Raw genomic sequence first — 14,305 nt, forward strand, 5'->3', positions numbered from 1 at the left:
ACGGCCCGCCACCCGCCAGGAAACACCCCACCGTGCGATCCGTTCTGCTCATCCTCCTGTGCCTGGTGCCCGGCTTCGCGCGCGCGCAGGCCGAGGCGCTCGAGAATCCCGGCACCGTCTCCGCGGTGCAGGACCGGCTCTACCGCATGCACCACGAGCTGACGCTCGGCGTGGGCGTGCTGCCCGCTGACGCCTTCTACAAGGGCTTCGTCGGCGCGCTCGGCTACACGTACCACTTCAGCGACACGTTCGCGTGGCAGGTGGGCCGTGGCATGTACAGCTACAACGTGCAGACGGGGCTGCGCCGCCAGTTGGAGCGCGACTTCGACGTGGCGCCCACCGCGACCGCGTTCGAGGACCAGGTGCAGTGGATGGTGGGTTCGGACCTCGTGTGGAGCCCGCTGTACGGCAAGACGTCCATCCTCAACAGCAGCGTGGTGCACTTCGAGGCGTTCCTCCTGGGCGGCGGCACCGTGGTGAAGGTGCACCGCTCGGATGGCTTCCGCCCCGCCATCAACCTGGGCGTGGGCCTGCGCATGTTCTCCGGCAAGACGGTCTCGTTCCGGCTCGACGTGACCAACAACGTCGTGTTCGCGGGCACCTCCCGCATCATCAACGTCCCCACTGTTCAGCTGGGCACCGCGTTCAACTTCGGCGCCACGGAATGACACCCCGCCCCTTCATCGCCGCCGCGCTTGCGAGCGCCGCGCTGCTCGTGTTCCCACCGGCCGCCTCCGCCGCTGTCCCGGACGGGGGGCTGGCCATGCCCCCGCCCCCGACGGGCACCACCACGCGCGCCAACGCCTCCCCCGCGGACGCAGGCACGCCCCTGCCCGCCGATGGCGGCACCACCGCGGCCGCCGCCGAGCCGCCTCCCCCTCCGCCCAAGAAGGTGGAGGCCGGCGTCTTTGACCAGGCGCTGCAGGACTACTTCGCCGGCAAGCCGCGCGCCGCCGCGGGCCCGCTGTACGCGTGGCTCCAGGCCACGCCTCGCACGGACGAGAACTACGCCTGGGGCCAGTACTTCCTCGCCAAGAGCCTCATCGACCTGGGCCTCACCCACGCGGGCGCGTCCTATCTGGCGCGCATCGCGCGCGAGCGCACCAACCCCAACGTGCTGCCCCGCGCGCTCGACGCGCTCAAGGACCTCACCGACCGGCCGCACGACGAGGTGATGATCGACGAGCAGGTGTTCGGCGCGCTCGACCTGGGCTTCCTCCCGGACGAGACCGGCGCCTACGCCCACTATCAACAGGGCATGGTGGACCTGCGCGTGGGCAACGAGCGCTGGGCCAACACGCACTTCTCCAAGCTGCCCGAGTCCTCGTCCGAGGCCAGCCGCGCCAAGTTCGCGCTGCTCGTGACCCGGCTCAAGCAGGTGAAGGAGCCCTCGGACGAGATGGTGAAGGACTTCCTCGGACTGTCCGAGGACGACAAGCTCACCCGCGACGCGCGCAACGAAGCGGCGCTCGCCGTGGCGCGCCTGCGCTATGAGCGCAAGGACTACCCCGGCGCGCTGGAGGCCTACGGCAAGGTGAAGCTGCCGGAGTTGGATCCCGGCCGCGCCAGCCTCTACCTGGAAGAGGCGTGGACCCGCTACAAGCTGGGCGAGGTGCGCGCCGCGCTGGGCATCCTCACCACGCTGGACGCGCCGTCCTTCCGCGACGAGTTCCTCCCGGACAAGTACCTCCTGCGCGCGCTCATCTTCCGCGACCTGTGCCAGTACCTGCCCGCCAAGCGCGCCGCCAAGGAGCTGACGCGGCGCTACGCGGACTCGCTGGAGTCCGTGCGCGGGCGCGAGGACCTGACGCAGGACGTGCGCCTGCGCCGCGCCGCCAACGCCCACGGCGGCACGCGCCGCGCCGCGCGCTTCGTGGAGGTGCTGGACCTGGAGGGCGAGCGACTGGGCCGCTACGCCGGCAGCTTCGGCGACCGGCTCTTCGCGCACCTCACCAAGCTGTATGACCTGGCCCACGCCGAGGGCGTGCGCGTGTACGAAGCGCGACTGGCCGAGGCCGTGCGCCAGGAGGCGGACACGCTCCTGCGTGCGTCCGAGCAGGTGCGCCTCATGGAGTACGAGGTGGGCCTCAAGCTGTACGAGCGCGTGAAGAAAGGCGCGAAGGTCGTGTCGCCACAAGACGAAGAACTCCTGTCGCCCGCTCAGGTCGCCTTCCACTTCGACGGGGAGTACTGGAACGACGAGCTCAAGTCGTACCGGGTCCGCATCGAGAGCCGCTGCATCGAGGAAAACCCATGACCGGCACGCTCACCGGCCTCATCGCCGCCGCGCTGCTGACCGCCACGCCCCCCAGCGGCGCTGCCCGCCCCGGCCCCAACCTCAACCCCATCGTCTCCAAGGCGAAGGAGCGCGAGGAGCTCATCGCCAAGCTCAAGCGCGACATCTTCAAGGTGGACCGCGCGCTCGGCGAGACGGAGAAGCTCATCTCCAAGAGCCGCAACGCGCCGTACCTGCCGGACCTGCAGTTCCGGCTGGCCGAGCTGTACGTGGAGAAGAGCCGCTACGTCTATTACCTCCAGGCCGAGTCCCGGCCCGAGGGTGCCAGCGGCGCGCTCGTCTCTCCGGAGACGCGCCTGCTCAAGCAGAAGGCGGTGCAGCTCTACTTCCGCCTGCTGCGCGAGTACCCGGACTTCAAGGACGGCGACCAGGTGACGTTCTATCTGGCGCACGAGCAGCGAGAGCTCGGTCAGTTCGACGAGATGCTCAAGACGCTCGGGGACCTGACGCACAAGTTCCCCAACAGCCCGCTGCGCCTGGAGGCCGAGCAGATCCTCGGCGACCACTTCTTCGACAAGGCGGACCTCGTCGAGGCGGAGAAGCACTACCAGGCCATCCTGGAGGCGCCGCCCTCGCCGGTGCACGACCTGGCCCGCTACAAGATGGGCTGGATCCGCGTGAACCAGGCCAAGCACGCCGAGGCCGTGACGTTCTTCGAGGCCGCCGCCGCCAGCGCGCCTTTGCCCGGCGTGGACGTGAAGAAGGCCCTCAACGTGAAGCGCGAGGCGCTGCTGGACCTCGTGTACAGCTACACCGAGGCCCGTCCGCCCAAGGGCGCGCTCAACTACTTCGAGAAGCTCAGCGAGAGCCGCGCCACGTACTCGCTCGCGCTCGACAAGCTCAGCAACCGCTACTTCATCAAGCAGCAGTACGAGTGGGCCATCCCCGCGCTGCGCAAGCTGATGGAGATCCAACCGGACCCCGAGCTGGACCTGGAGCGCAGCCAGAAGCTGTATGACTCGCTCAAGGCCGCCAAGGGCAAGGTGCTGCCCGACCCCGAGGACATCCGCTTCCTCGTGCGCGCCGCGGTGCAGAGCAAGACGGACCCCGAGCTGGCCGAGGGTGAGCGCAAGAAGCAGCTCGCCGAACTGGAGGAGATGGGCCGCGACCTCGCCACCCAGGTGCACCTGGCCGCGCAGAAGAAGGACGAGAAGGACCTCTACGTGAAGGCGGCCGCCGCCTACCGCGAGTACCTGGGCCTGTTCCGGCCGGACCAGTACGTGCGGCCCATCATGAAGAACCGCGCGGACGCGCTCTTCGCGGCCAAGGAGTTCCCCGAGGCGGCCCGCCAGTTCGAGGAGCTGGCCCGCTACGAGGAGAAGGCCAAGGACGGCAAGGCGGTGGAGGCGGCCATGTACGGCGCGCTGCTCGCCCACTTCTCCACGCTCAAGCCCGAGGAGGCCCTCAAGCGCAGCGCCTTCGAGGTGGCGGACGCGCGGCAGGCCCTGAAGCTCCTGGGCGCCGACTACGTGGCGCGCTACCCGCAGAGCCCCAACGTGTTGGACGTGAAGTTCAACATCGCGCGCGCCTACTACGAGGACGGCGAGTACCCGAAGGCGGCGGAGCTGTTCACCGCGTTCGCGCTGGCGCACCCGGCCTACAAGGACGCGCCGGTGGCCGGCAACCTGGCCCTGGACAGCCTGCGGCAGGTGAACGACTTCAAGAAGCTGGACGAGACGGGCCGCAAGTTCCTCGCGTCCGCCCTGCCCTCCAACTTCCGCGGCGAGGTGCAGAAGATCCTCAACCAGAGCAAGGCCGAGGCGCTGGACGAGCTGGCCTTGCAGAGCGCCCAGGAGACGGGCGACGTGGTCGAGGGACTCGTCAAGGTGGCGGACGAGAACAAGAACTCGGACATCGGCGAGAAGGCGCTGTACGGCGCGTTCACCGCGGCGCGCGAGAAGCGCGACATGTCGCGCGAGCGCGAGCTGGGCGCCAAGCTGGTGCAGGACTACCCCAAGAGCCAGTACCTCTCGGACGTGCTGCTCACGCTGGGCCGCCACGCCGCCGAGGCCGCGGCCTTCCCGGAGGCCGCGGGCTGGTTCGAGCAGGTGGGCCAGAAGCTCGGCGCGGACTTCGCGGCGGTGGATGGCTGGCTGGCCGCGGCGCGGCTGCGCATGGGGCTGGGGGACTACAAGGACGCCGCTCGCAACCTGGAGATGGCGGCCGAGGTGGCCGGCGCGCGCAAGGGCGAGGTGCTGGCGCTCTTGGCCGACACGCGCCTGAAGCAGAAGGACATGGGCCGCGCGAAGACGGCGGCCGAGGCCGCGCTGAAGCTCGACAAGGGCAACGTGGCCGCGGCGGCGGTGCTCGCCGAGGTGCAGGCCACCACGGCGGCGAGCGCGGCTCCGGACGCGCTCATCTCCACCCTCACCACCGCGGTGCAGGGCCCCAACGGCCAGACGGAGGAGGCCGCCAAGGGCCTGTGGTTCCTGGGCGAGATTCTCTACCGCCAGTTCAAGGACCTGCCGGCGGACAAGGTGGAGGAGAAGGTCTCCGCGCTCCAGGCCATGGAGGGCGTGTACACCCAGGCCGCGTCGCTCGGGTATCCCGAGTGGGCGGTGGCCTCGTTGTGGAAGCTGGCGCTGGCGTACGGCCACATCGCGGACGTCGTCGAGCAGACGCCGGTGCCCGGGGGCTTGTCCGCCGCCGAGGCGCGCCAGTTCCAGGACGCAGTGAAGCAGCAGGTGGGCCCGCTGAAGACGCGCTCCGAGGAGGCGTTCAAGGCGTGTCTGTCTCGCGCGGAGTCGCTCGAGGTCTACAGCACCGCGGTGCTGGGCTGCCGCAACCACACGGACGTGGCCTCGCTGCCGCTGCCGCAGCCGGGCACGCCCACGCAGCCCGCGGCGCTGGAGGACCTGCGCAAGAAGGCGGAGAAGGTGCTGTCCGCCGAGGCGCTGGAGGCCCTGGGCATGGGCTACCTGGACGCGCGTCAGTACGGCATGGCTCAGCTCACGCTCGGTCGGGTGACGGAGCTGCAGGACACGCGGGCCTCGGCGCACAGCGCGCTGGGCTGGGCGCTGCTCAACACGGGCGACGCCATGGGCGCTCGCGCCGCGTACGCCAAGGCGCTGGAGGCGGACCCCACCTACGACAAGGCCCGCATCAACCTGGCGGCCCTGCGCTGCCGCTTCGGCGACACGGACGGCGCGCGCCGCGAGCTGGCCGTCCTCAAGGACGTGGCCAACCTCAACGGTCCGGACGTGGACGCGGGGTGGAAGGCGTGCAAGTGAGCCCCTCTCACATCGCGGCGGCCCTGGGAGCGCTCCTGGGCCTCACCGCGTGCGGCGACAAGGACAGCGGCGCGCTGGAGGGCAGCGTCACCCCGCTGCTCGACCTGCGCTACCAGCGCAGCGAGGCGCGGGTGGGCGAGGGCGAGCTGTCCGTCAGCTTCCTCCAGGACCAGGGCGCGGGCGCCGACACCGTGCTCAAGGTGAGCGCCCGCGTGGACGACATGCTCCCCGAGGGCTACACCGACTCGCTCGACATCGACCTGGCGCAGGTGTTGGACAACGGCGCCCAGCGAGGCACGGTGGGCCGCAGCGTGCTGGACGAGCCGGTGCGCGCCTTCCCGAAGCTCGCGCGCGGCAACCTCTTCGTGCGCACCATTCCCCAGCCGGGCAGTCGCGTGTCCGGCGAGTTCAACGTCACCTTCGTCAACGGCACCGACGTCTACTCCGGCCGCACCATCTTCGGCCGCTTCGAGGCGACCGTTCCATGAAGTTCTCCTTCCTGCTCACCCTGTCCCTCCTGGCCGTCGCGTGCGGCCCCCGCTACGGCATGCGCGTGCCGGACGGGCTGGTGAAGAAGCTGCCGTACGAGTCCCGCATCGAGCTGCTGGAGGCGGAGAACGACCTGGCCCTGGCCATCGACCGCGTGGACGAGGCAGACAACGAAATCAGCCGCGCGCGGGACAACATCCGCCGCGCCAAGTCCCGCCAGGCCGCCGCCGAGGACGAGGTCGACCGCGCCACGGACGAGGTGTCTCGCGAGGTGGCGAAGCTCGCCATCGAGGAGGCCGAGGCCCGCGTGACGTTCCTGCGCGCGCACCAGCGCCTCAACGTGGGCCTGCGCGACGTGGAGAAGCTGGCGCGGCAGTGCGCCTTCGCGAAGTTCGAGCTGGCGCGCCTCACCGCCGCGCGCAAGGCGAAGGTGCCGGGCAGCGAGAAGCTGGACCCGAAGGAGTTCGAGCAGCAGGTGACCGAGTGCGACGGCGCCGTGAAGTCCAAGCGCGCCGACCTCGCCGAGGACACCAAGGAAGAGCAGACGGCGCGGGGGGCGTGGGAGACGAAGAAGGCCGCACTGGCGAAGAAGACCTTCGACGCACGAGCAAGTCCCTACGTGGAGAACCTGTGATGACGAGAGCCGGCGTCCTAGTCCTCCAGCTGCTCACCGCCCAGGCCCCTGCCCCCGAGGCTCCTCCGCCGGAGCGTCCCGCGGCGGAGCCCGCTCGTCCGGACAAGCTGCCGGATGACCCGGACGCGCTCTACAAGCTGGGCACGGCGTTCCTGGCGCAGAACCAGCCGCGCCGCGCGGTGGCGCCCTTCACCAAGCTGGTGGGACTGACGCCGGACGGCGTGCCCGCGCGCGTGGCGCTCGCGCGCGCGCTGCGCTTGTCGGGCGACGCGGAGAGGTCTCGCGCGGTGCTGGACTCGGCCATCGCGACCTTCCCCGAGGAAGCCACGCTGCGCGCCGAGCGCGGCCTCTTGGCCCGACTGCTGGACGAGAAGGACGTGGCCATCGCGCAGTACGCGGTGGCCACCGAGCTGTCCCCCAAGGACGCCGAGCTGAGATTCAACCTGGGCGAGTCCCTGGAGAGCGCGGGCCGCACCGACGACGCCATCGAGGCGTACCGCGAGGCCCTCAAGCTGGACGGCGCGCTCAACGTGGCGCGCATCAACCTGGGCAAGGCCCTGGCCGACAAGGGCCTGACAGGGGAGGCCAAGGAGGTGCTGCGCGAGGCCCTGCGCCAGAAGGCCACGGACGCCGAGGCCCACTACAACCTGGGCACGCTGCTCATGCGGGACAACGACCTCGCGGGCGCGGTGGCCGAGTACCAGGCCGCGCTCGCGGCCGACCCCAAGCACGCGCGCGCCCACAACAACCTGGGCGTGGTGCTGGACGAGCAAGGCAACCACCGCAAGGCCACCGAGTCGTTCTCGCGCGCCATCGCGCTGGACCCCAAGTACGCCGAGGCGCACTTCAACCTGGGGCTCGCGTACTTCCAGTTGGGAGAGAACGCGCGCGCCACCAAGGCGTTCGAGAAGGCGCTGCTCTTGGAGCCCCGGCGCTCCAGCGGCCCGTACACGCAGCTCGGCCAGCTCTATCTCGCGCAGGGCAAGAAGACGCAGGCCGTGGAGGCCTTCAAGAAGGCCATCGAGAAGAGCACCGAGGACGGGAAGAAGACGCCCGAGGCGTACCAGGGCCTGGCGCGCTCCTACTTGTCGCTGGGCAAGGTGGATGACGCGGTGGCCACGCTCAAGACGGCCGTGGATGCCTTCCCGAACGAGGCCGGGGCGCACTCCGCCTACGGCGACGCGCTGAAGGCCAAGGGCGACCTGGACGGCGCCATCGCGCAGTACGAGGCGGGCGTGAAGCTGTCCCCCACCCCGGAGAATCGGCTGGCGCTGGCGGAGGCGTACTCGCGCAAGCACGTGGCGGCCAAGGCACGGCCGCTCTACGAGGCGCTGCTCGCGGAAGATCCAAACCAGCGCGCGGCGAAGCTGGGGCTGGCGGACCTGCTGCTGGCCATGGGCGACTACAACGCCGTCGAGACGCTGCTGAAGGTCAAGGACGGCGAGGAGCCGGACACCGCGGCGCTCTCGCGGCTGGGCATCTTGCACTCTCGGCGCCAGCGTCCCGACCTCGCGCTGCCCGAGCTGGAGGCCGTGGTGGCCAAGGACCCCGCGCAGTTGGAGGCGCGCGCGGAGCTGGGCTTCCTCTACTTCCGCGGCGGCGATGAGCAGAAGGCCGTGCGCGTGCTGAGCGACGTGCTGGCCGTGGAGCCTCGCAACGCGCTGGGCCTCTTGTACCTGGGCCACGCGCTGTACCGGCAGGGCAAAGCCAAGGACGCGGAGAAGTCCTTCCGGGGCGCCGTGCAGGTGGACCCGGGACTGGGCGAGGCGCACTTCGCGCTGGGCCAGCTCCTGGAGGCCACTGGCAAGACGGACGAGGCGCGCAAGGAGTACGAGGCCACCCTGCTCATCCAAGCGAACCACGCCGACGCGAAGCTGGCGCTCAAGAAGCTGGGCGCGGCCACGCCGCCCTGAGACCACGCCTCACCCGGGCCAGCCGAGCAGCACCGTGCCCGCCGCGACGAGCCCCGCGCCGGCCAGCTGCCGGCGCCCGAGGCGCTCGCCCTGCAACGCCGCGAGCCCCAACGCGAAGGCGATGGAGGTGTTGCGCAGGGTCATCACCGCGCCCGCCCCCGTGCGCGCGAGCGCCATCAACATGAAGGCGAAGGACAGCGTGCACACGAGCCCGGCGCTCACCACGCGCACGGGGCGCTCCAGCGCTTCTTGACGGAAGACACGCCAGCCCAGCCGGTGGACGCGCTCGGCCACGAGCATCGGTAGGGCCACGCACATGGAGAGGGTGAAGAGCGCGGGCGGCTGCGTGCCTTCGCCCAACGCCAGCTTGTAGGACAGGTGATAGCTGGCGATGCACACCGCGGCCACCGCGGCCCACGCCACGCCCCGGCCCACGGGCCCCGTGGGCCGGGCGAGGTGCATGAGCAACAACCCCAGGCCAATGGTGACGGCGCCCGACACCGTCCACACCGAGACGGCTTCCCCCAGCCACAGCACGGACACGGGCCACACCCACAACATGGCCCCACCGCGAGACACCGTGTACGCGATGCCCAGCGGCGCGTGGCGCAGCGCTCGCGCGAGCGACGCGAGGTAGACGGTCTCGAAGACTCCCGCGGCCAGCGTCCAGGCCACGCCGCGCGAGGACGCGAACGCGGGCCCGTGCAGCCCGAGCGCCCACACCGCGCCGCCCACCAGGGACACGGTGATGACGCTCACCACGCCCACTTCGGGGTTCGGATGACGCTTGAGCATCGCGTTCCACGCGGCATGGAAGAACGCGGACGACAGCACCAGCACCAGCGCAACGGGCTCCACCGCCACTCCTCGCGAGACGATGCGCCTTTGTAGCCCGCGAGCGACTCGGGCGCAGACAATCCCGCGTCCCTCCCCGGGCCTCTCGCCTTGGAGGACCGAGCGGCCCGGGGAAGACAGCGGTTGCCCCCGTCAGCGAGGGCTGCGGACGGCGGCAGCAGCGGGCACGACGAGCGGCCCGGGAGCGCCGGGGCGGTCGAGGACCTCGACTCGGACACCGAAGGTCTCGGCGATGAGCGCGGGCTGGAGCACCTCGGCCGGCGACCCCGAGGCGACGAGCCGCCCCCCGGCCAGGACCGCCAGCCGGTGCGCGTAGCGAGCGGCGAGGTTCAAGTCATGGAGGATGGCCAGCACCGAGCCTCCCGACTGAGCGAAGCGCAGCGCCTCTTCCAACACCAGGTGCTGGTGCGCCAGGTCCAGGCTCGCCGTCGGCTCGTCCAACAAGAGGTAGCACGGGCCTCGCGCGGGCGCGTCCCAGAGCTGGGCCAGCACGCGGGCCAACTGCACGCGCTGGCGCTCGCCTCCCGACAGCGTGAGGTACGAGCGCTCCGCGAGGTGGCGAGTGCCCGTGGCATCCAGCGCGGCCAGCGCCACGCGCGTGTCCTCCCCGCTCGTGCCGCCGCCGAGGTGCGGACTGCGGCCGAGCAGCACGACCTCGCGCGCGAGGAAGCCGAAGCCCAGCGATGCCTCTTGGGGCAGGACCGCCAGTCGCCGCGCGCGCTCGCGAGGGAGCCACGACGCCAGGGGGCGACCGTCCATCAGCACCTCGCCCAACGACGTGGCCTGCTCTCCGGCCAGCACCGACAACAGCGTGGACTTGCCCGCGCCGTTGGGGCCCACCACCGCGACGAGTTCACCGGGGTGCAGCGCCAGCGATACGCGGCGCAAGGTGACACGGGCGCCTCGGCGGACATCCACGTCTTTCGCAACGAGGCTCATGCGCGACCTCGGCCCCGCGCGAGCAGCGCGATGAAGGCCGGAGCGCCCAGCGCCGACGTCAGCGCCCCGATGGGCAGCTCCAACGGCGCCACCACCGTGCGGGACACCACGTCCGCGCCCACGAGCAGCGCGGCGCCCATCAAGGCCGTGGCGCCGAGGAGTCGTCGGTTGTCCGGTCCCAACACGAGTCGCAGCAGCGACGGCACCACGAGCCCCACGAACCCGATGGTGCCCGTGAAGGCCACCGCCGCCCCCACGCCCAGGGCCGTCCCGAGAATGAGTCGGCGCTGAAGCCGCTCCACATCCACGCCCAGATGACGCGCTTCGCGCTCGCCCAGCATCAACAGGTTGAGGCGCGAGCCCTCGCGCAGAAGCAGGACGAGCGCGATGCCGAGGGGAACCACCGCCACGCGCACCGCCTCCCACGAGGCCCCGCCCAGACTGCCCAGGTTCCAGAAGGTGATGGAGCGCAGCTGCGCGTCGCTCGCCACGGAGATGAGCAACCCCACGCACGCACTGGCGCCCGCCGAGATGGCGATGCCCGCGAGCAGCACGCGCGGCCCCTCGGCGCGCCCCCCTCGCACCCCGAGCCGGTACGCGAGCAGGGTGGCGACCAGCGCCCCCAGGAATGCCACCCCGGGGACGGCCAGCGCGCGCAGCGGCCCCAAGCGCGAGGCCAGGGCCACGTCCAGGAGGATGGCGGACACCGCGCCGACCGCCGCGCCACCCGTCGTCCCCAAGAGCCCCGCGTCGACCAGCGGGTTGCGGAACAGCGCCTGAAGAGCGGCCCCGCTGAGCGCCAGGACCGCCCCCACCAACATCCCCAGCAGCGCGCGGGGCAGCCGGATGGAGAGCAGCACCGCCTCCTGCACGGGCTCCAAGCGATGCGCGGTGTCCACGCCCAACGCCGCCAACACCGAGCCTCCCAGCGACGCAGGGGGCACGGGCACCGCGCCCACCGCGATGGCCAGAAGGAACACACCGACCAGCAGTCCCCCGAGCACAGCCCATGAGAGACCTGGCCCGAGGGTGCCTCGCGCACGGCGCCCCCAGGACGGGGCGGGTGCCACGTCCGGAACACTCATGGCGCGCGCCGAGCGGGAGCCGGAGCGTGCAGCCGCTCACCCAACTGGTTCACCGCCGTGCCCAGCCGAGGCCCCAGGCCCATGAAGTGAACGTCCTCCACCGTCACCACGCGCCAGCCCTTCACCAGCGCCAGGCCCGGCACGCGCGACAGACCTTCGACTCCACCCGCGAGAGGCAACGAACCTTCGGGCAACAGGATGAAGTCGGGCGCGGCCTCGATCACCGCCTCTTGCGTCAGCGGCCGAGTCCCCGTCCACGCGGCGACAGTGTTCACGCCGCCCGCCAGTTGGATGAGCTGATCCGCCGCGGTTCCAGCACCGGCGACCATCCAGTTGCCGGCACCGCGTGCATAGAGCGCCAGCACGCGCGGACGCGGAGCCGCGCTCTTGCTCCGCGTCGCGGCCTGCTCCAGCTCACGGTTCATCGCGGTGACGAGCGCCTCGCCCTGCTCGACGCGCCCCAACAGCCGAGCCACCTCGCGGATGCGCCGACGCGCCGCCTCCACGGTCGGCGTGTTGGGCACGATGACCACGTCCACGCCCGCACCGCGCAGTTGTTCGAGCACCGCCGGAGGCCCCGCCTCCTCGGTGGCCACCACCTTCGTCGGACGCAGCGACAGCAGCCCCTCGGCCGACAGCGCGCGCTGATAGCCCACGCGCCGAGCGCTCGCGGCGCCCGGGACCGCCATGCTCGTGTCATCCACGCCCACGAGCCGCGCCCCCTGCCCCAACGCGATGACGGTCTCCGTGATGGCGGGCCCCACCGCCACCCAACGCTGTTCGGCAGGCTCCGCGCCCAGCGCCAGCGGAGCCATTGCGACGAGACACAGCGCCAACCCCCGCCCCAACGTCGCGCGGCTCACGACACCCCTCCCGCGATGGGCTGCGTCCGCGCCAGTTCCTCCGCGAGCGCGCGCCACGACGCATCCTCGGGAATGCCCGGCTTCCGCGCGCCGAAGAGCAGCGCGATGTTCTCGCCCTCCGCGTCGAACAGCTCCACGGACGTCACCACGCCGTCGCGCGTGGGCTTGCGCACCACCCAAGCGCTGTGGACGTGGTCGGCACGCACGTGCAGGTTGAAGCCCGGGTCCATGACGTTCATCCAGGGCCCCAGCGGTCGCACCGTGTGCACCGGCCCGGTGTGAATCTGGATGGCCCCCGGGTTGCCCACGAACACCATGATGGACTGTCCCGACGTGGCGGCCCGCGTCAGCGTCCACCCCAGGGCCTCGGTGCTCACGGGCTGCGCCAGCTCCGGCCCCGCCAGCCGCAGCGCTTGCACGCGGCCCGCGTTGAACCGCTGGAGCATGCCGAAGAACTCATGCGTGTCCTGGAGCGCTCGCCACGCGGCGCGCAGCCCCTCCGCATCCACCTCCGCGTCGGGGCGCGGCGTTGGCGCGGCCTTCCGAGCCTCCACGGGCGGCAGCGTGTATCCCGAGCCCGCGGCCAGCTCCGACACGAGCGCCTCGAAGGCCCCCACGTCGCTGCCCTCCTGGAGGTGCACCTTGTGCACGGCCGTCCCAGCCGCGTCGAAGAACTGGAGGCTCCGCTTCACCGCGCCCGCACCGCTCTCGCGCACCGCGAAGGCGAAGCGCCAATGCGACAGGAACAGGCGCAGGTCAATGTCGGGGTCCAACACCAGCGCGCGCGCGCCGCTCAGCTCCACGTTGCGATACACGCCACGCTTCTCATGGACCGCGTGCGCGTTGCGCGTGAGGGCCATGACCGGCCCCAGCGATTCGAGGCGCGGCAGAATCACATCCAGGCGCGGCTGGAGGACGATGACGTCTTCTCCGATGCCGGTGGCGATGAGCTCGGCCTCGCTGACGCCCAGATGCTCGGCGGCGTCGCGCACGCGCAGGCGGGGCTGCTCCTCGCGCAGGGCGCGCCAGCGCTGGCGCAACTGGACAGGGTCTCGGTGCTCTCCCGAAAGGGAAACGGACTGCATGGTGTCACCTCGTCGAAAAGGAAGAATCAGAAGTGGGTCGAGCCAGGACCGGTCCACGCGTACTCGAGCGTGAACGCGCCCGACGCGTAGGTGAGGAAGCGCAGCTTCGCGAAGCCGCCGTCGACGGTGCGCACCACGAACACCTGGGACTTGGGAGTCACCACGTGCGTCGTCATGTCGTAGTCGTACCAGGCGCCCAACACGGCATTGCCCGAGGCCTCGCCGCTGCCCGGAGGCCCCGCCACGGGCATCATGCTGTCCTGCGTGTAGGGCCCCTCGGGAGCCACCGTCACTTCACCCAGGGAGGTGACCTCGGTGACGACCGCGCCCGCGCTCCCCGTGCCGCTCGTGCCGCTGTTGGTGCGCACCCACGTGCGGCTGAAGGAGATGTCCCAATCCGAGCCCGGCGCGTCCGCCGTCAACGCGGCCACCGCCCCCAGCCCGAACCGCACGCCCACCACCCGCTGCGCATCGGAGGCGTCCACGGTGAGCTTCGTCACCGCCACCTCCACGGGCACCGCCGCGAGCTGCACCGCGTAACGGCCCGAGGCATACGCGGTGATGAGCAGCCGCGCGTAGCCGCCCGAAGCCGTGCGCACCAGGAACACGCGCGCCTTGGGCGACACCGCATGCGTATTCACGTCGTAGTCGTACCAGTCCCCCAACACCGCGTTGCCCGGAGACGTGTCCCCCGTGGGCCCCGGCGACGTCACCACCACGTCCTGCACGTAGCCCACGGTGGGCGCACGCTGCACCGCCGAGACCTCCGCCGCGTCCGCCACCCGCGCGCCCCCGAACCCCGGGCCGCTGGCGCCGCCATTGGTGCGCCACTGCGTGCGCCGCACCGCGAGGTCCCAATCACACAACATAACAAAATCCACCACCTACACCACCCCACAACCCACCTAAAAATAAA

12 protein-coding genes are annotated in these 14,305 nt (G+C 71.2%); 6 read left to right on the plus strand and 6 right to left on the minus strand.

The window, feature by feature from the left end; all coding sequences use genetic code 11:
* The first annotated feature begins 32 nt into the window (after window positions 1-32).
* Genes KRR26_RS02520 through KRR26_RS02545 form a run of 6 tightly spaced genes read left to right on the plus strand, consistent with a single transcriptional unit; the run spans window position 33 to window position 8,562 of the window.
* On the plus strand, window positions 33-668 hold the full coding sequence (locus KRR26_RS02520; protein WP_120210128.1) for an outer membrane beta-barrel domain-containing protein: 636 nt from the start codon (window positions 33-35) through the stop codon (window positions 666-668).
* Window positions 665-2,257, plus strand: coding sequence for a hypothetical protein (locus tag KRR26_RS02525; RefSeq protein ID WP_120210127.1), 1,593 nt, complete (start codon window positions 665-667; stop codon window positions 2,255-2,257). The genes KRR26_RS02520 and KRR26_RS02525 overlap by 4 nt, the downstream gene beginning before the upstream one ends.
* A complete protein-coding gene (locus tag KRR26_RS02530) occupies window positions 2,254-5,526 on the plus strand; it encodes a tetratricopeptide repeat protein (RefSeq protein ID WP_120210126.1) in 3,273 nt (1,090 codons plus the stop codon). Before KRR26_RS02525 ends, KRR26_RS02530 begins: the two co-directional genes overlap by 4 nt.
* Window positions 5,523-6,014 carry a hypothetical protein gene (locus KRR26_RS02535; RefSeq protein WP_233577455.1) on the plus strand — a complete coding sequence of 164 codons (492 nt, stop codon included), beginning with the start codon at window positions 5,523-5,525 and terminating at the stop codon, window positions 6,012-6,014. Before KRR26_RS02530 ends, KRR26_RS02535 begins: the two co-directional genes overlap by 4 nt.
* A complete protein-coding gene (locus tag KRR26_RS02540) occupies window positions 6,011-6,649 on the plus strand; it encodes a hypothetical protein (protein WP_120210124.1) in 639 nt (212 codons plus the stop codon). Before KRR26_RS02535 ends, KRR26_RS02540 begins: the two co-directional genes overlap by 4 nt.
* On the plus strand, window positions 6,649-8,562 hold the full coding sequence (locus KRR26_RS02545) for a tetratricopeptide repeat protein (protein WP_217079018.1): 1,914 nt from the start codon (window positions 6,649-6,651) through the stop codon (window positions 8,560-8,562). The genes KRR26_RS02540 and KRR26_RS02545 overlap by 1 nt, the downstream gene beginning before the upstream one ends.
* A gap of 9 nt (window positions 8,563-8,571) precedes the next feature.
* On the opposite strand, the gene KRR26_RS02550 is transcribed toward KRR26_RS02545, so the two are convergent.
* The 6 genes from KRR26_RS02550 to KRR26_RS02575 all read right to left on the minus strand — a co-directional run bounded on the left by KRR26_RS02550 (window position 8,572) and on the right by KRR26_RS02575 (window position 14,273).
* Entirely contained in the window at window positions 8,572-9,420 is an 849-nt protein-coding gene (locus KRR26_RS02550) for an EamA family transporter (RefSeq protein WP_328707047.1), read from the minus strand.
* Window positions 9,421-9,549: 129 nt separating this feature from the next.
* The gene (locus tag KRR26_RS02555) at window positions 9,550-10,356 is read right to left on the minus strand and encodes a heme ABC transporter ATP-binding protein (RefSeq protein WP_120210122.1); all 807 of its coding nucleotides are present in this window, start codon (window positions 10,354-10,356) and stop codon (window positions 9,550-9,552) included.
* Entirely contained in the window at window positions 10,353-11,336 is a 984-nt protein-coding gene (locus tag KRR26_RS02560) for a FecCD family ABC transporter permease (RefSeq protein WP_233577453.1), read from the minus strand. Before KRR26_RS02560 ends, KRR26_RS02555 begins: the two co-directional genes overlap by 4 nt.
* A gap of 101 nt (window positions 11,337-11,437) precedes the next feature.
* Entirely contained in the window at window positions 11,438-12,304 is an 867-nt protein-coding gene (locus KRR26_RS02565; RefSeq protein WP_217079020.1) for a heme/hemin ABC transporter substrate-binding protein, read from the minus strand.
* A complete protein-coding gene (locus KRR26_RS02570; protein ID WP_120210119.1) occupies window positions 12,301-13,389 on the minus strand; it encodes a hemin-degrading factor in 1,089 nt (362 codons plus the stop codon). The genes KRR26_RS02565 and KRR26_RS02570 overlap by 4 nt, the downstream gene beginning before the upstream one ends.
* A 26-nt stretch (window positions 13,390-13,415) precedes the next feature.
* Window positions 13,416-14,273 carry an HmuY family protein gene (locus KRR26_RS02575; RefSeq protein ID WP_328707048.1) on the minus strand — a complete coding sequence of 286 codons (858 nt, stop codon included), beginning with the start codon at window positions 14,271-14,273 and terminating at the stop codon, window positions 13,416-13,418.
* Window positions 14,274-14,305 lie beyond the last annotated feature (32 nt).

The sequence above is a fragment of the Citreicoccus inhibens genome (assembly GCF_019039035.1).
Taxonomy (GTDB): Bacteria; Myxococcota; Myxococcia; order Myxococcales; family Myxococcaceae; genus Citreicoccus; species Citreicoccus inhibens.